Here is a 16,280-nt window from a genome sequence, read left to right as displayed (position 1 = left end):
CCTCGAGACCGCGGGCGGAGCCCCGGACTCGAGGCTCATTGTCCTCGCGGGGGCACCGGCGCGCAACGCACGGCGGACGCTCAGCGGGCCGGGTCGCCCTCCCGCCCCTCGTGGCTCCCATCGGGCGCGTCGTCGTGCTCGTGCTCGGCGATGTCGCGGCCGAGGTCGTCCTCGATGAGCAGGTCGCGCCGCACGAAGTCGGAGCGGTACGCGGCGCGGCCCAGCATGTGCGCGGTCATCGGCTGCGTGAGCAGCTGGAACGTCATGATGAGCACGACCGTGGAGAGCACGCCCCAGGTCGGCACGCGCAGCACGATGGCGAGCAGGACCACGGCGAGGCCGAGGACCTGCGGCTTCGTCGCCGCGTGCAGGCGCGTCAGCACGTCGGGGAAGCGCAGCACGCCGATCCCCGCGGCCATCGAGAGGAAGCCGCTCAGCAGGATGAGCACGCCGATGCCGAGTTCGCTGGCCGTCACGACGCATCCTCCTTGCCGATGAATCGGGCGATCGCGATCGAGCCGAGGATCGCGAACAGCGCGAGCACGAGCAGCACGACGAGCGTGTCGGTGTGCCGGTTGATCGCCATCTCGGCGCCGAGCCCGCAGATCGCGATCGCGAGCAGCACGTCGGTCGCGAGGGCCCGGTCGAGGATCGAGGGTCCCTTGATCACCCGCACGAGCGCGGCGATCGCCCCCACGCCGAACATCACGCCGGCCGCGAGGCCCATGATCACGAGCGGAGTCATGCGTGCTCCTTCCCCGGCGCTTCCGGTGCGGACCGTCGGTCGCCGCGTCGCTCGCGGCGCGCGGCCCGCACCGCCGCCGCCTGCTCGCGCGTGCCGATCGCGAGGACGATCCGCTCCTCGGTGCCGAGCACCTGCCGTCGGACCCGGTCGAGATCCGCGGGGGTCCGGGTCGCGAAGGCGTGCAGGTAGAGCAGGCCCCGCTCGCGGTCGATGTCGACCACGACGGTGCCGGGCACGACCGAGATCGCCTCGGCGGTGAGCGTCGTGACGAGGTCGGACCGCGTGAGCAGCTGCACGGCGATGAGCGCGTTCATGGGGCGCCACCCGGGCTGCACGGCCCGGAACGCGATCTGCAGCGACGCCACCGCGACGTCGAACATCATGCGCAGCCCGAGGAGCAGTCCGCGCCACGGGTCGAACCGGCCGCTGAGCAGGACCGGCGGGAGGTAGAGGGTGCGGGTGACCGCGATCGCGAGCACGACGCCCGTCGTGACCGTGAGCACGTCGACGTGATCCCAGAGGAAGACCCACAGCACGACGAGGCCGACGAGCAGCGGCACCTGCCGCCAGACGACCTGCCAGCGGGTGAGCTCGTCGGGGCGGGTCGGCGGGATCGCCGGCGCGTCGGGCGGGCCTACGGCATCCGTCATCGCACCACCCCCTCGGGGAAGACCAGCGAGACGTACGTGCTCGCGTCGCGGAGGTTCTCGGCCGCGCGGCCGGAGAGCTCGAACAGCGGGCCGGCGAAGACGGTGAGCGCGACGGTGAGGGCCACCATGGCCGCGGTGGCCGCCGTCATCATGACCGGGGTCGTGCGGGTCGCGACCATCGTCGCCCCCGCCGGCGCCTCCTGCACCGAGTCGATCAGGCGCGAGCGGTAGCCCTCGAGCTCGCCGCGCGGCCGCCAGAACGCGAGGTTCCAGAAGCGGGTGAGGGCGTACAGCGTGACGAGCGAGGTCGCGGCGCCGACCGCGATGACCGTCCAGATCAGCCAGTCGGGACCGGTGCTCGAGGTGCCGAGGGTCTCGGTCGAGGTCGTGCCGTTCGCGGCATCCGCCCCCGCCAGGAACAGGCCGACCTTGCCGAGGAAGCCCGAGAACGGCGGGATGCCGCCGAGGTTCATCGCGGGCACGAAGAACAGGATGGCGAGCAGCGGCGAGGCACGCCGCAGTCCGCCGAGCCGCGTGATCGAGGTGGACCCGCCGAAACGCTCGATGAGCCCGGTCGTGAGGAACAGCGTGGTCTGGACGCTGATGTGGTGCACGACGTAATAGATGGTGGCGGCGAGCCCCGCCACGCTCGCCAGCCCGATGCCGAAGATCATGTAGCCGATGTGGCTGACCAGCGTGAACGAGAGCAGTCGCTTGATGTCGGCCTGCGTGAGCGCGCCGAGGATCCCGATCGCCATCGTGAGCCCGCCGATCACGAGGAAGAGCGTCGTGAGGTCGCTCTCGGGGAAGATCACGGTCTCGGTGCGGATGATCGCGTAGACCCCGACCTTCGTGAGCAGGCCCGCGAACACCGCCGTGACCGGCGCCGGCGCGGTCGGGTACGAGTCGGGCAGCCAGAACGACAGCGGGAAGACCGCGGCCTTGATCCCGAAGGCGATGAGCAACAGCAGGTGCAGGATCAGCTGGACGTCCTGCGGGAGCTCCGCGATGCGCACCGAGAGCTGCGCGATGTTGGCGGTGCCCGTCGCGCCGTAGACCAGCGCGATCGCGCTGAGGAAGAACAGCGACGAGACGAGGCTCACGATGATGTACGTCACGCCCGCGCGGATCCGCTCGCCCGTGCCGCCGAGCGTCAGCAGCACGTAGCTGGCCGAGAGCAGGATCTCGAAGCCGACGTAGAGGTTGAAGAGGTCGCCGGCGATGAACGCGTTGAAGACGCCGGCCGACAGGATCAGGTAGGCCGGATGGAAGATCGACACCGGGGTCTCGCGGTGCTGGTCGGCGATGCCCTGCCCGACGGCGTAGACGAGGACGCCCAGCAGCATGAGCGCCGAGATGATCACCATGATCGCCGAGAGCCGGTCGACCACGAGCACGATGCCGTACGGCGGCGGCCAGGCCCCGACCGCGACCGCGACGCCCGCGTCGTCGCCGTCGACCTCCGCGAGCAGGATCGCCGCGATCACGACGACCGCGGCGAGCACGATCGTGCTCACGGCCATCTGCGCGCGCAGGCGGCGGCCGAGGATGAGTGCGCTCGCCGCGCCGAGCAGCGGCAGCAGGACGATCAGCGGGACGAGGGCCTGGTTCACGCGCGACCCCCGTCCTCGTCGCTCGCATCGAGCACCTCGAGGATCGCCCGCTCGTCGGCCGCCGAGCTGCGGATGAGGTCGGCGGCCTCCTCGGCGTCCTCGGCGATCTCGTCCTCGTCGCCGATGAGGTCGCCGGCCTCACCGAGCTGCGCGAGCCACCAGCTGCGGTAGATGAGGGCCAGCATGAACGCCGTGATGCCGAGGTTGATCACGATCGCGGTGAGGATGAAGGCCTGGGGGAGCGGGTCGGAGAGCTCGGCCGGATCCACGCCGTCGGCGAGGATCGGCGCGATGCCGGGTTCGCCGCCCATCGTGAACATGAACAGGTTCACGCCGTTGCCGACGAGCAGGAACCCGATGAGCACGCGCGTGAGGCTGCGCTCGAGCATCACGGCGATCCCCGAGCCGAAGAGCACCGCGGCGACGATCACGAGGGTCAGGGAGGGGCTCATGCGCGCACCTCCGCGGGGTCCTCGGCGACCGCGTCGGGGCCGGCCTCGTCCATCTGGCGATCGATCTCGGCGCCGAGCGTTCGCAGGATGTCGAGCACGAGGCCCACCACCACCAGGTAGACGCCGATGTCGAACAGCGTCGAGGTGCCGATCGAGATCGTGCCGAGCACCGGCACCTCGGTCTCGAACCAGCTCGACTCGAAGACCGCCAGCCCGAACACGAGCGAGGATGCCGCGGTGCCGGCCGCGATGAGCAGGCCCGTGCCGAGCAGCGCGCCGGCATCGACGGGTGCCGCCTCGCCGAGTTCGTAGCGCCCGCCCGCGAGGTAGCGCGCGACGAGCGCGAGCCCGGCGACGAGCCCGCCGGCGAAGCCGCCGCCCGGCGCGTTGTGCCCGACGAAGAGCAGGAAGACCGAGACCACGATCGCCGGATGGAACAGCAGGCGCACGAGTACCTCGACGAGGATCGAGCGATTGCGGGGCGAGAGCGTGCGACCGGCCAGGAGCCAGGTCTGGCGCGTCGAGGCGGCCTCGGCCGCGGCATCCGTCTCGTGCTCGACATCGGCGAGCCGGCGCCGGGGCGCCCGCATGCTGTCGGCCTGCTCGGGCAGCGGGCGCAGCCGGTCGCGGTGCTCGACGTCGTCGAGGCGCGGTGCGCCGCCCTGGCGGCCCGAGACGAAGATGAGGCTCGCGACGCCGGTCGCGACCGCCACGAGCACCGAGATTTCTCCCAGCGTGTCCCACGCGCGCAGGTCGACGAGCAGTGCATTGACGATGTTCTTCGCGTGCGCCTCGGTGGCGAGCGCCGGCAGGCCCTCGGCGATCGTGGGCTCGGTCCGCGCGCCCAGGGCGACCACGCCGATCACGGCCATGACGGTGCCGGCGAGCACGCCGAGCGCGATCCGGACGGGCGCGCGCACGACCGCGCGGCGCGTGGTGACGCGTCGCGGGAGGCGCCGGAACACCAGGACGACGATCACGATCGTGATCGTCTCGACGAGCGCCTGGGTGAGCGCGAGGTCGGGTGCGCCGGCCATGCCGAACACGAGCACCATGCCGTACCCGGTCGCGCCGACGAGCAGCACCGCGGCGATCCGCTGCCGCATCGCGACCGCCGCGATCGCCGCGGTGACCATCACGAGGCCGATGAGCGGCTGGGCGGGGTCGTCGGCGAGGCGGACGTCGTCGGGCCACACCGAGTCGGCGAGGGCCGCGCCGCCCAGCCCGAGCACGAACACCGTGACGATCACCGCGAGGTAGCCGGGCAGCCCGCCGGACTGGATGACGCTCGTCACGCGAGCGGCGCCGCGGTCGACGGCGCTCACGACGTGCACGTAGCCGCGCGCCGACTCCACCAGGTCGGGCACGGCGGCCTGCAGGCGCGCGACGCCGGCTCGGGCCCACACGAGCAGGATGCCGACGCCGAACACGAGCGCCGACACGGCCAGCGCGGGCTCGAGCCCGTGCCACAGGCCGAGGTGGTACGCGTCGGAGCCCGGGAGCGCGGCGGCATAGGTCGCGAGGAGCGGCTCGATGACCGGTGCCGCGACGGCCGTGACGAGCGATGCCGCGGCGAGCACGCCCGGCGCGAGCGACATCAGGGCCGGTTCGCGGTGCAACTCGACGGGGGCGACCTCGGGCTTGGTGCCGAAGGCGCCCCACACGAAGCGCACGCTGTAGGCCACGGTCAGCATCGAGCCGATCACGGCCGCCGCGAGCCCGACCCATGCCCACGGGTCGCCGGCGGCGCCCGCGTGGAGCTCGGCGGTGAAGACGGCCTCCTTGGCGACGAAGCCGAGCAGGGGCGGGACGCCCGCCATCGATGCCGCGGCGATGGTCGCGAACGCCGCGAGCCACGGCATCCGGCGGCCCAGCCCGGACAGCAGGCGCAGATCGCGCGTGCCCGACGCGTGGTCGACGATGCCCACCGTGAGGAACAGCGCCGCCTTGAAGAGCGCGTGGGCGAGCAGCAGCGCGGTGCCGGCCAGGGCGGCGTCGCGTGTGCCGAGGCCGACGACGAGCACGAGGAAGCCGAGCTGGCTCACCGTGCCGTACGCGAGCAGCAGCTTCAGATCGGTCTGGCGGAGGGCGCGCCATCCGCCGACCAGCATCGTGAACGCGCCGAGGCCGACGACGATCGGAGACCAGACCGCGAGGTCGGCGTACCCCGGGGCGAGGAGCGCGACGAGGTACACGCCCGCCTTCACCATGGCGGCGGCGTGCAGGTACGCCGAGACCGGGGTCGGCGCGGCCATCGCGGCGGGCAGCCAGAAGTGGAAGGGCACGAGCGCGCTCTTCGAGATCGCGCCGACGAGCACGAGCGCGATGGCCACTTCGCCCGCGACGCCCGTCACGGGGTTCGCGACGAGCTCGGCGACCGACGTCGTGCCGCCGGCGACGACGAGGATCACGAGCCCGACGAGCATCGCGAGGCCGCCGAACGTGGTGACGGTCAGGGCCTGCAGTGCGGCGCCGCGCGCCTCGCGCTTGCCGGCGTCGTGCGCGATGAGCAGGTAGGAGAGCACGCTCGTGGCCTCCCAGAACGTGAACAGCACGAACACGTCGTCGGCCGTCACGAGCCCGAGCATGACGCCCGCGAACCCGAGCAGGAGCGCCGCGAACCGGCCCAGCGAGGGCTCGTCGTCGCGGAAGTACCAGGTGCAGTAGAGCAGCACGAGCGCGCCGATGCCCGTGACGACGAGGGCGAGCAGCAGCGAGAGCGCGTCGAGGCGGAACGACAGGGCGATGTCGAGCGCGCGGATCCACTCGATGCGCTCGGTGAGGACGGCGCCGCCCGCGACCGCCGGCACGAGCGTGAGCAGCCAGGCGAACACCGCCGTCGGGACGATCGCGACGACGGGGAAGATGTGCCGACCGAGCAGCCTCGCGGCGAACGGCGTGGCGAGGGCCACTGCGGCGAACGTCACGAGGGAGAAGATCATCCGCTCTCCCGTCACGCCGCCACCGTCAGTCCGGCATCCAGTCTACGTGGGGCCCCCGCGGGCACCGGTCGGCCGGTTCCACGATGAGCGGATGGCGCCGACGCGCCGGGTGCGAGGATGGCGGGCATGGCCATCCTCATCGAGCCCGCCGAACTCGCCGAGCGCCTCGGGCGGCCGGAGTCGACCCGCCCCGTCGTGCTCGACGTGCGGTGGACCCTTGCCGAACCCGACGGCCGCGCCGCATTCCGCGCGGGGCATATCCCGGGCGCGGTCTACGTCGACCTCGACGCCGAGCTCGCGGACCACACCGTGACCGGTGCGGGGCGCCACCCCCTGCCGAGCGAGGCCGCCTTCACCCGGGCGATGCGACGCTGGGGTCTGCGCAACGGGGATGCGGTGGTCGTCGCGGACGACGCGGGCGGCACCTCCGCCGCGCGCGCGTGGTGGCTGCTGCGCCATGCCGGCGTGACCGACGTGCGGATCCTCGACGGAGCCCTGGCCGCGTGGCGCGCCGCGGGCCTGCCGCTCGAGCAGGGCGACGTCGAGCCCGAACCCGGCGACGCGACCGCGCACTTCGGCTCCATGCCCGTCATCGACCTCGACGAGGCCGATGCACTGGCGTCGACCGACCACGGCGTGCTGCTCGACGCCCGAGCCGGCGAGCGCTACCGCGGCGAGGTCGAACCCGTCGACCCCCGCGCCGGGCACATCCCGGGCGCGGTGTCGGCGCCGACCGTCGACAACCTCGACGCCGACGGACGGTTCAGGCCCGCGGCCGAACTGCGCGCCCGGTTCGCCGCGCTCGGCATCGACGGCGCGCACCCCGTCGCGGCCTACTGCGGCTCGGGCGTGACGGCGGCGCACGAGGTCGCGGCGCTCGCGATGGCCGGCATCGATGCGGCGCTGTATCCGGGCTCGTTCAGCCAGTGGTCGAACCATCCGGAACGACCGGTGGCCACCGGCCCGCGCCCCGAGGGCGACCCCGACTGACGTCGGAGGCCGGGCGTCACGAGGTCTCGGGGCGCCGACCCACCGCGACGAGCGTCGTCACGTCGAGGATCGTGACGGAGCGGGCGTCCAGGTCGGCGGCGAACCGTTCGCGCACGCCCTCGACCGCCTCGTCGTCGAGCTCGCCCAGCAGCGACCGGAGCCCGGTCCCCATGACCACGCGCCACGCGAGCCCGTCCGTGAGGTCGAGGTGGCGCGGCACCGCCTCGGCGCGCACGTCGACGAGCCCGCGATCGGCGACCCACTGCGCGAAGGTGCCCGCGGTCTCGGCGCGCGCGAGCGTGGGCCGGGCCGCGTCATCGAAGGCGGCAACGCGCTCGTCGTCGGGAGGCAGTGCCGACGCGAGCACCTCGCCCAGCGGGTCGAGGGCGCCGTGCGCCCACACCGTGAGCGCGACGCGGCCGCCGGGCCGCGCGCACTCCACGAGGTGGCTTGTGCCCTCCTCGACCTCGTCGAAGCGGAACACGCCGAGCACGCACTGCACGAGGTCGTACCCCGTGTACGGCCACGCGGCCGGGTCGCCGACGTGCGTGCGCAGCTGCGGCATCCGCTCGCCCGCGCGCTCGCGCAGCAGCGCGACCAGCGCCTCGGACGCGTCGACCGCATCCACCACCCCGCCCGGGCCCACGAGCTCGGCCGTCGGCAGCGCGGACGACCCGTCGCCCGCGGCCGCGTCGAGCACGCGCTCGTCGAACCGGGGCGCCGACCGCAGCACGGTCGCCGCCGCGATCGGATCCCACAGCACCTCGTCCAGCTCGGCGAACGCCGCCGCGGCGTCGACCGACACGGCGGCGGCACCGAACCCCTCCCTGACATCCCCCATGCGCATATTCTCGGTCGGACCGGCCGATCCGTGAAGACTCAGGGAATCGAGACCAGGATCGTGCAGACTGGTTCCTCGACCTCGAACCCGAATCGAAACGAGAACTCCCACATGAACCGTGCCCTCCGCCGTGGCGCGCCCATCGCACTGGTCTCCGTGACCGCCCTGCTCCTCGTCGGCTGCGCGGGCAGCGGCTCCGAGCCCGACCCCACCGCCAGCGCCACCGACGACGCGGCCGCCTGCCTCGAGGTGGAGGCCGGCGAGCAGAGCGACGCGATCGAGGTGACCGGCGACTTCGGCGCCGCCCCGACGGCGACGTTCGACACGCCGCTCGAAGCCGAGGAGCTCCAGCGCACGATCGCGATCGAGGGCGACGGCGACACCACGACGTCGGGCGACGAGGTCTCGGCGGTCGTCACGGCCTTCAAGGGGTCCGACGGCACCCAGGTCTTCTCGCAGCCCGCCACCCTCACCCTCGGCGACGACTCGCTCTACGAGGGCTTCCTCGCGGGCGTCGACTGCGTCGCGGTCGGCTCGCGCGTCGTGACGGTCGCGCCCGCGTCGGCCATCTACGGCGACCAGGGCAACGAGGGCATCGGCGTCGCCGCCGGCGAGACGCTGGTCATCGTCACCGACGTGCAGGACATCGTCGAGGCCGAGGACCTCCCCAAGCCCGGCGAGTGGACCGAGAACGTGCCCGAGGTGAAGTTCAACGGCGACCAGCCGCCGACCGTCACCATCCCCGACGCCGAGCCCTCCGACGAGCTGCTCGTCAAGGTGCTCGAGCAGGGCGACGGCGCCGAGGTGAAGGCGGGCGACACCGTCACCCTGCACTACCAGGGCCTGAACTGGGCGACCAAGGAGATCTTCGACCAGAGCTACGGCAAGGATGCCGCGCGCTTCGGGACCGGCGACGTGATCCCGGGCTTCGGCGGCGCGCTCGTCGGCCAGACGGTCGGCACCAAGCTCATCGTCTCGATCCCGCCGGCGCTCGGCTACGGCGAGGAGGAGTCGGCCAACGGGCTCGGCGGCCAGACCCTCGTCTTCGTCGTCGAGATCCAGGACACCGAGTCGGCGGGCTGATCCCGGACCCACCCGACCACGCCGCGCCCGCGGCATCCGTGCTCGCGCCTCACCTGAGGCGAGCGGATGCCGCGGGCGCGGCGTTTCCGTGTCCGCTCCGTGCGGAGGTCAGCCGACCGAGGCCGCCTCGGTCGCGGCAGCACCGCGAGCGGATGCCGCGGCCTCGAGCTCGGAGGCGATGATCCCGAACGTGTCGTACCCGGCGATCCGGCGCGCCATGCCCTGCGCACGGCCGCGGAAGCCGGGGTCCGCGAGCACGCGCTCGACGGCCGTGCGCACCGCGGCCGGCGTCGGCGTGCCGGTCTTCAGCGTGAGCCCCACGCCGCTCCACTGCACGCGCATCGCGACCTCGGGCTTGTCCTCGGTGTCGCCCGCCGCCACGATCGGCACGCCGTGGCTGAGCGCGTACTGCGTGCCGCCGAAGCCCGCGTTGGTCACGAACACGTCGGTCTTCGGCAGCAGGAGGTCGTACGGCAGGAACTCGGCGGCCCGGGCGTTCGCGGGCAGCTCGCCGAGCTCCGAGACGGGGCGGCCTCCGGTCGCGGCGACGACGAGCAAGTCCCGGTCGGCGAGGGCCTCGAGGGTGGGGCGGATGAGCCGGCCGAAGTCCTTGTTGTCGATCGTGCCCTGGCTCACGTGCACGACCGGGCGCTCGCCGTCGAGCTCGTCCCACCACTCGGGCAGCTCGCCCGCGATCGCCGAGGGCGGCAGCACGGTGCCGGCGAAGCGCAGGTTGGGGCTGAGGTCGCTGCGCGGGTACTCGAACTCGGCGGGCGAGAGCTGCAGGTACCGGTCGCACATGCGGGTGAAGTCGAAGATGAACGAGTCGAGTCCGCCACGCCCGAGCTCGCGCACGATCGAGTCGGCGAGCGCCTGGGTCTTGCGGAACACGACCTTGCGGACGAACGCGTTGAGCAGCCGGTTGCGGGTGCGACCGAGGGCGCCGGGACGGGGAGCGAGGCCGAGCCCGGCGGGCGCCGTGTCGACGCTCGCCTGCATCAGCGGGATGACACCGACGCCGATGATCGGCGGGCGCGTCGCCGGGTCGTCGAGCAGCAGCGGCACCGCGCCGGCGAACGCCCCCTCGATCAGCACCGCATCGGGTGCGAGCTCGGCGATCGCCGCCTCGAGCGCGCGGAACTGCACGGCGACCGGGCGGACGAAGATCGTCTGGACGTCGTACTCGAGCTTGGCGATGCCCCGGTGGCGGTCGCGGTCCGGCAGGTAGTCCTGCATGCGGCGGTCGTCGTAGTCGGCGATGCCGGTGAGGGCGAGGTGCTCGGCGCCCGTCGCGAGCACGGCGTCGCGGAAGCGCGAGCCGGTCAGGACGGTGACGTCGTGGCCGCGCGAGACGAGGTCGCGGGCGATGGTGATGATCGGCGCGACGTGACCCTGGATCGGGCTCGCGCAGAGGAGGTACGTGGACATGGGAAGCGAAGCTACGACCGCGGAAACCGCGCCGACAAGGCTTCCAGCCGGGAATCAGGGATATCCCCGCCGGTATTCAGGGCAGGCACCGAGACTTGGGGAATGTCCCGGTCAGCCGGGATGTTGTACCTGTATCCGGGAGGCGGAGACACCGCACCCGGCGAATGGAGGACACGTGGGCATCAGCTACGTCGAGTTCGAGGACGAAGCCGGGATCCTGCGTCGCTACCGCAAGCACGTCAACGGCCGCGGCCTCGTGGCCACGACCGCGAAGGTGGACCCGACGGCGTTCGTCGACCCGACCGCCTACGTCGACCCCGGCGCGGAGGTGCAGCGCGGTGCGACCATCTCGCACGGCGCCTGGGTCGAGGGCGACGCCATCGTCGCCGAGAACGCGACAGTCGGCGTGAACGCACGCGTCGGCCGGGGCGCCGTCATCGGCCGCTTCGCGGTCGTGGGGCCGTACGCGGCCGTGGGCGCGGGCGCGCGGGTGCAGAACGGCGCGCGCGTGCCGCGCGAGGCGCACGTCGCCGAGGGCGCGGAGCACCGCGCGTCGGGCGACGACCTGCGCCGGCTCGGCCTCGCGGCCTGAGCCGCCGGCCTGGAAGGGAACGGATGCCCCGGGCACGCGCCCGGGGCATCGTCGTGCCTGCGGAGCCCGCGGCCGCCGCCCGCGCCCCGCTCACGTTCGTCGGGTTGCCGCTTCCGCCGGGAATCGATCGCGCGAACCCGGCGGAACCGGCAATCCGCGTGCGACCGGGGCGCGACGGGGGCGCGCGTGCGCGGAAAGGGCTGACGTGACGGCGCGGGGCTGCGAGGATCGGGGCATGTCGAACGCAGCCGAGCCGCGCCATCCGTCGACCGCCCCCGACTGGTGGAAGTCGGCCGTGGTGTACCAGGTCTATCCGCGCAGCTTCCAGGACTCCGACGGCGACGGCATCGGCGACCTCCGCGGCATCCTGCAGCGGCTCGACCACCTCGAGCGGCTCGGCGTCGACGTGGTGTGGCTCTCGCCGATCTACCGCTCGCCGCAGGCCGACAACGGCTACGACATCAGCGACTACCACGACATCGATCCGGTGTTCGGCACGCTCGCCGACTTCGACGAGCTGCTCGCGGCGATGCACGCGCGCGGCATCCGGCTCGTCATGGACCTCGTCGTCAACCACACGTCCGACGAGCACCCGTGGTTCGTCGAGTCGCGCGCGAGCCGCGACAGCGCCAAGCGCGACTGGTACTGGTGGCGCCCGCCGCGTCCCGGTGCGCGGGGCGGCGACCCGGGCGCCGAGCCGACGAACTGGGAGTCGTTCTTCTCCGGCCCCACGTGGGAGTGGGACGAGGCCACCGGCGAGTACTTCCTGCACCTCTTCGACCGCAAGCAGCCCGACCTCAACTGGGAGAACCCCGAGGTGCGCACCGCGGTGTACGAGATGATGCGCTGGTGGCTCGACCGGGGCGTCGACGGCTTCCGGATGGATGTCATCAACCTGATCTCGAAGCATCCGGGCCTGCCCGACGGGCCCGTGCGCGACGGCAAGCGGTACGGCGACGGCAGCGCGTCGTACGTGAACGGGCCGCGCCTGCACGAGTTCCTGCAGGAGATGCACCGCGAAGTGTTCGACGGGCGCGACGGGCTCATCACGGTCGGCGAGACGCCCGGCGTGACCGTCGACGACGCGGTCCTGTTCACCGATCCCGCGCGCCGCGAAGTCGACATGGTGTTCCAGTTCGAGCACGTCGGGCTCGACCACGGCGTCAGCAAGTTCCGGCCGCGGCCGCTCGAGCCCGGCGAGCTCGCGGCCTCGCTCGCCAAGTGGCAGGACGGCCTGCGCGAGACCGGATGGAACAGCCTCTACCTCGAGAACCACGACCAGCCCCGCTCGGTCAGCCGCTTCGGCGACGCCGATGAGCACTGGTACGGGTCGGCGACGGCGCTCGCCACGATGCTGCACCTCATGCGCGGCACGCCCTACGTCTACCAGGGGCAGGAGCTCGGCATGACGAACGCGCCGTTCTCGGTCATCGACGAGTACCGCGACATCGAGTCGCTGAACGCGTATGCCGAGGAGGTCGCGAGCGGCACCGCCGTCGCCGACGCGCTGTACGGCCTCAGCCTCATGAGCCGCGACCACGCGCGCACGCCCGTGCAGTGGGATGCGAGCCCGAACGCGGGCTTCACGAGCGGCGAACCGTGGCTTCCGGTCAATCCCAACCACGACCGCATCAACGCGGCCGACCAGGCCGGCGACCCCGGGTCGGTGTTCGAGTACTATCGCGCGCTCATCGCCCTGCGGCACGAGCGGCCGGTCGTCGGGCACGGCTCCTTCGAGCGGGCGGATGCCGGGCACCCGGCGATCTTCGCCTACGAGCGCGTGCACGGGGCCGAGCGACTCCTGGTCGTGGCGAACCTCTCCTCGGCCGAGCACGCGCCCGCATTCGACCTCGACCTCGCCGCGCGCTGGACCACGGGCGCGGGCGAGCCGGGCGACGTGCCGATCCTCACGAACACGATCCCCGACTCGCCGGCGCCGTTCGACGCCCCGCTCGCGCCGTGGGAGGCGCGCGTCTACGCCGCGGGCGCCTGACGCGCCGCGCGGCCGCTGCGCCGTCCCGGGCGGGGGAGCGCCCGGGTGGCGCGGGAGTCGGCGCCGGCGTCCGCTCAGGCGCCATACGCGTGCTCCCGCGCCGCGGCGGCGGATGCGTCGGGCCGCGGGTGCGGTGGCGCCTACGCGGCGAGGCGCTCGGCGAGCAGCTCGAGCGTGCGCACCCGGCCGGGTGCGGCATCCGCCGGCTCGTCGGCCCGCGCGCCCGCGATCGGCGCGACCATGACCTCGTCGATCCCGTGCCGCACGGCGAGGGCGCGCACGGCCGCCGCCGCGGCGTCGGCGTCGCCGATCACCCAGCGCGGGCGCATGCGCGCGATGACCTCGTCGGCGTCGGAGTCGTGCGGCGCGGCGAGGGCGTCGTCGACCGTCTCGAGCGCGCGCATGGGCCGGTTCAGGCGCAGGCGCGCCATCGAGCGCAACTGGGGGAGCGCGCGATCCTCGGCCTCCTCGGCGCTGTCGGCGACCGAGGCGTTCAGGGTCAGGATCGTCTGCGGCGCCGGATGCCGCTCGCTCGGCCGGTAGCCGGAGCGGTACAGCTCGAGCGCCTGCTCGAGCCCCTCGCCCGAGAAGTGGTTCGCGAACACGTACGGCAGCCCGAGCTCGGCCGCGAGCCGCGCCGAGTAGTCGGAGCTGCCGAGCAGCCACAGCTCGGGCACCCCCGTGGCGGCCGGGGTCGCCTGGATGGGGTACTCGCGGCCGCTCGTGAGGCGCAGCGTCGCGCCATCCGGCGACAGCAGGCTCAGGATGTCGGCGACGTGGTCGGGGAACCGGTCGACGTCGGCCGTCGGGCCCGAGATGCGCAGCAGCTGCGTGATCACCGGGTTGCTGCCGGGCGCCCGGCCGATGCCGAGGTCGATCCGCCCGGGCGCGAGCGCCTCGAGCGCGGCGAACTGCTCGGCGACGACGAGCGGCGCGTGGTTCGGCAGCATCACGCCGCCCGAGCCCACCCGGATCCGCTCGGTGCGCGCCGCCGTCGCCGCGATGAGCACGGGCGGGGTCGTCGAGGCGACGGCGGGCATGTTGTGGTGCTCGGCGAACCAGTAGCGCGTGAAGCCGAGCCGGTCGGCGGCCTGCGCGAGGGCGACGGAGGCCGCGACGGCCTGCGACGACGACTGGCCGCTGCGCACGGGCACGAGATCCAGGACCGAAAGACGTGGCGAGAGTGACATCCCTCAGGGCAACCGGGCCGGTCGGCACGCTATTCCGGAGCCCCTGTTCTCGGGATAACCCTGAGCCGATCGCCGGGTCCGTCCTGATCCCCGCGCCGGCACCTCCGCATTGGATGGAACCTGGTCGTGCGCGCCCCCGGAGATCCGGGCGGCCGTCGGAACCAGGCATCATCCGCCGCCCGGCCCGCGACCCCCACGCCGTGAAAGGAACCACCAGTGAACTCCCTCGCCTTCGACACCCCCGCCCTCTCGCTCCGCGAAGCCTTCGCGATGCTCGCCGAACGCCTCGACGGACGGCTCGTGCTGCCCGGCGACGCCGATTGGGACGCCGCCCGCTCGGCTTGGAACCTCGCCGTCGACCAGCGCCCCGCGGCCGTCGTGATCGCGGCGTCCGCCGCCGACGTCGCCCGCACCGTCCGGGCCGCACGCGAGCTCGGGCTCGGCGTCGCGCCGCAGGGCACCGGCCACAACGCCGCGCCGCTCGCCGAGGGCGACGGCCTCGCCGACGCCATCCTGCTGAAGACGCACGAGTTGCGCGCCGTCGAGGTGCGCCCGAACCAGCGGATCGCCCGCGTCGAGGCCGGTGCCCTGTGGGGCGACGTCGTCGCCGCGACGGCGCCGCACGGGCTCGCCGCGCTCGCCGGGTCGAGCCACGACGTCGGCGTCGTCGGGTACACGCTCGGCGGGGGCGTGTCGTTCCTCGGCCGCGCCCACGGGCTCGCCGCCAACCACGTCGTGGCCGTCGAGCTCGTGACGGCCGACGGCGAGTTCCGCCGCGTCGACGCCGAGCACGACGCCGAGCTGTTCTGGGCCGTGCGCGGCGGCGGCGGCGACTTCGGCGTCGTGACCGCGATCGAGTTCCGGCTGTTCGAGATCGCGCAGGTCGTCGCCGGCACGCTGTTCTTCCCGATCGAGCGCACCCGCGAGGTCCTCGAGACCTGGGCCGAGTGGACCCGGTCGGTGCCCGACACCGTCACCTCCGTCGGGCGCGTGCTGCGGTTCCCGCCCATCCCCGACCTGCCCCCGTTCCTGTCCGGCCGCTCCTTCGTGGTCGTCGAGGCCGTGTCGCTCGAGTCGCCGGAGCGCACCGACGAGCTGCTCGCCCCGCTGCGCGCCCTGCACCCCGAGATCGACACCGTGCACCCGCAGGCGCCCGCCGACCTGCTGCAGCTGCACATGGACCCGCCCGGGCCGACCCCCGGCCACGGCGACGGCATGATGCTCGCCGACCTGCCGGCCGAGGCCGTGCGCGCGTTCGTCGACGGCGTCGGCCCCGACGCCGACACCGCGCTGCTCTCGGCCGAGATCCGCCACCTCGGTGGCGCCTTCGAGCCCGCTGCCGCGATCGAGATCGCCGCCGAGGCCGGCCTGCCGGCGCCGGGCGCGATCGCCGGCTTCGAGGGCCGCTACGCCGTGTACGCGGTCGGCATCGCCGCGCCCCAGACGATCGAGGCCGTGATCGCCTCGCTCGGCCGCCTGTTCGCCCGCATCGAGCCGTGGCGCGCGCCCGTCGCGTACCTCAACTTCACCGAGCGGCCCGAGACCGGCGAGCGGTTCTTCGGCGACGACGGACGGCTCGCGCGACTGCGCGCGCTCAAGTCCGCGATCGACCCCGCGGGCGTCATCCGCTCGAACCACCCCGTGCGGCGCTGAGGCGACGCATCCCCTCGCCCGACCGGGCCCGGCGACCTGCCGGGCCCGGTCGATCCGTATCGGGGGTGTCGCTCGCGACGCGCCCTTCATAGGCTGGGGGGTGCGACG

14 protein-coding genes are annotated in these 16,280 nt (G+C 73.4%); 5 read left to right on the top strand and 9 right to left on the bottom strand.

Annotated features, from left to right (window positions below; all coding sequences use genetic code 11):
* Window positions 1-80: 80 nt before the first annotated feature.
* From mnhG to JOD46_RS17515, 6 genes are read right to left on the bottom strand one after another with little or no spacing between them, the layout of a single operon-like run.
* Entirely contained in the window at window positions 81-476 is a 396-nt protein-coding gene (mnhG, locus tag JOD46_RS17540) for a monovalent cation/H(+) antiporter subunit G (protein ID WP_307835085.1), read from the bottom strand.
* Entirely contained in the window at window positions 473-745 is a 273-nt protein-coding gene (locus JOD46_RS17535) for an MrpF/PhaF family protein (protein ID WP_204395740.1), read from the bottom strand. Before JOD46_RS17535 ends, mnhG begins: the two co-directional genes overlap by 4 nt.
* Window positions 742-1,395, bottom strand: coding sequence for a Na+/H+ antiporter subunit E (locus JOD46_RS17530; RefSeq protein ID WP_204395739.1), 654 nt, complete (start codon window positions 1,393-1,395; stop codon window positions 742-744). Before JOD46_RS17530 ends, JOD46_RS17535 begins: the two co-directional genes overlap by 4 nt.
* Window positions 1,392-3,008, bottom strand: a complete 1,617-nt coding sequence (locus tag JOD46_RS17525; protein ID WP_204395738.1) for a Na+/H+ antiporter subunit D — start codon at window positions 3,006-3,008, stop codon at window positions 1,392-1,394. The genes JOD46_RS17530 and JOD46_RS17525 overlap by 4 nt, the downstream gene beginning before the upstream one ends.
* On the bottom strand, window positions 3,005-3,460 hold the full coding sequence (locus JOD46_RS17520) for a sodium:proton antiporter (RefSeq protein ID WP_204395737.1): 456 nt from the start codon (window positions 3,458-3,460) through the stop codon (window positions 3,005-3,007). Before JOD46_RS17520 ends, JOD46_RS17525 begins: the two co-directional genes overlap by 4 nt.
* The gene (locus JOD46_RS17515; RefSeq protein ID WP_204396824.1) at window positions 3,457-6,402 is read right to left on the bottom strand and encodes a Na+/H+ antiporter subunit A; all 2,946 of its coding nucleotides are present in this window, start codon (window positions 6,400-6,402) and stop codon (window positions 3,457-3,459) included. The genes JOD46_RS17520 and JOD46_RS17515 overlap by 4 nt, the downstream gene beginning before the upstream one ends.
* Window positions 6,403-6,528: 126 nt before the next feature.
* Here JOD46_RS17515 and JOD46_RS17510 point away from each other — a divergent pair, with 126 nt between their 5' ends.
* Window positions 6,529-7,392, top strand: coding sequence for a sulfurtransferase (locus JOD46_RS17510; protein WP_204395736.1), 864 nt, complete (start codon window positions 6,529-6,531; stop codon window positions 7,390-7,392).
* A 16-nt stretch (window positions 7,393-7,408) separates the two neighbouring features.
* Here the strand turns inward: JOD46_RS17510 and JOD46_RS17505 are convergent, their stop codons facing one another.
* Window positions 7,409-8,233 carry a class I SAM-dependent methyltransferase gene (locus JOD46_RS17505; RefSeq protein WP_204395735.1) on the bottom strand — a complete coding sequence of 275 codons (825 nt, stop codon included), beginning with the start codon at window positions 8,231-8,233 and terminating at the stop codon, window positions 7,409-7,411.
* A 111-nt stretch (window positions 8,234-8,344) separates the two neighbouring features.
* Here JOD46_RS17505 and JOD46_RS17500 point away from each other — a divergent pair, with 111 nt between their 5' ends.
* Window positions 8,345-9,316 carry an FKBP-type peptidyl-prolyl cis-trans isomerase gene (locus JOD46_RS17500; RefSeq protein ID WP_204395734.1) on the top strand — a complete coding sequence of 324 codons (972 nt, stop codon included), beginning with the start codon at window positions 8,345-8,347 and terminating at the stop codon, window positions 9,314-9,316.
* A 108-nt stretch (window positions 9,317-9,424) separates the two neighbouring features.
* Here JOD46_RS17500 and JOD46_RS17495 read toward each other — a convergent pair whose 3' ends face one another.
* The gene (locus tag JOD46_RS17495) at window positions 9,425-10,744 is read right to left on the bottom strand and encodes a glycosyltransferase (RefSeq protein WP_204395733.1); all 1,320 of its coding nucleotides are present in this window, start codon (window positions 10,742-10,744) and stop codon (window positions 9,425-9,427) included.
* A 175-nt stretch (window positions 10,745-10,919) separates the two neighbouring features.
* On the opposite strand from JOD46_RS17495, the gene JOD46_RS17490 reads away from it, so the two are divergent.
* Window positions 10,920-11,336, top strand: a complete 417-nt coding sequence (locus JOD46_RS17490) for a transferase (protein ID WP_204395732.1) — start codon at window positions 10,920-10,922, stop codon at window positions 11,334-11,336.
* Window positions 11,337-11,571: 235 nt separating this feature from the next.
* Entirely contained in the window at window positions 11,572-13,329 is a 1,758-nt protein-coding gene (locus JOD46_RS17485; protein ID WP_204395731.1) for an alpha-glucosidase, read from the top strand.
* A gap of 140 nt (window positions 13,330-13,469) precedes the next feature.
* Here the strand turns inward: JOD46_RS17485 and JOD46_RS17480 are convergent, their stop codons facing one another.
* Window positions 13,470-14,519, bottom strand: a complete 1,050-nt coding sequence (locus tag JOD46_RS17480) for an LLM class flavin-dependent oxidoreductase (RefSeq protein ID WP_204395730.1) — start codon at window positions 14,517-14,519, stop codon at window positions 13,470-13,472.
* Between the two features lie 216 nt (window positions 14,520-14,735).
* Here JOD46_RS17480 and JOD46_RS17475 point away from each other — a divergent pair, with 216 nt between their 5' ends.
* The gene (locus JOD46_RS17475) at window positions 14,736-16,172 is read left to right on the top strand and encodes an FAD-binding oxidoreductase (RefSeq protein ID WP_307835083.1); all 1,437 of its coding nucleotides are present in this window, start codon (window positions 14,736-14,738) and stop codon (window positions 16,170-16,172) included.
* The last annotated feature ends 108 nt before the right edge of the window (window positions 16,173-16,280 follow it).

This window comes from Agromyces aurantiacus (assembly GCF_016907355.1).
GTDB classification, from domain to species: domain Bacteria; phylum Actinomycetota; class Actinomycetes; order Actinomycetales; family Microbacteriaceae; genus Agromyces; species Agromyces aurantiacus.
Note: the sequence above shows the minus strand (reverse complement) of the source record. Positions and strands in the feature narration are given on the sequence as shown.

Bases quoted from the DNA above. Each gene is read 5' to 3' on its own strand.
- JOD46_RS17535 (WP_204395740.1), bottom strand. From the start codon at position 745: ATGACTCCGCTCGTGATCATGGGCCTCGCGGCCGGCGTGATGTTCGGC.
- JOD46_RS17530 (WP_204395739.1), bottom strand. From the start codon at position 1,395: ATGACGGATGCCGTAGGCCCGCCCGACGCGCCGGCGATCCCGCCGACC.
- JOD46_RS17520 (WP_204395737.1), bottom strand. From the start codon at position 3,460: ATGAGCCCCTCCCTGACCCTCGTGATCGTCGCCGCGGTGCTCTTCGGC.
- JOD46_RS17515 (WP_204396824.1), bottom strand. From the start codon at position 6,402: ATGATCTTCTCCCTCGTGACGTTCGCCGCAGTGGCCCTCGCCACGCCG.
- JOD46_RS17510 (WP_204395736.1), top strand. From the start codon at position 6,529: ATGGCCATCCTCATCGAGCCCGCCGAACTCGCCGAGCGCCTCGGGCGG.
- JOD46_RS17505 (WP_204395735.1), bottom strand. From the start codon at position 8,233: ATGGGGGATGTCAGGGAGGGGTTCGGTGCCGCCGCCGTGTCGGTCGAC.
- JOD46_RS17500 (WP_204395734.1), top strand. From the start codon at position 8,345: ATGAACCGTGCCCTCCGCCGTGGCGCGCCCATCGCACTGGTCTCCGTG.
- JOD46_RS17495 (WP_204395733.1), bottom strand. From the start codon at position 10,744: ATGTCCACGTACCTCCTCTGCGCGAGCCCGATCCAGGGTCACGTCGCG.
- JOD46_RS17485 (WP_204395731.1), top strand. From the start codon at position 11,572: ATGTCGAACGCAGCCGAGCCGCGCCATCCGTCGACCGCCCCCGACTGG.
- JOD46_RS17480 (WP_204395730.1), bottom strand. From the start codon at position 14,519: ATGTCACTCTCGCCACGTCTTTCGGTCCTGGATCTCGTGCCCGTGCGC.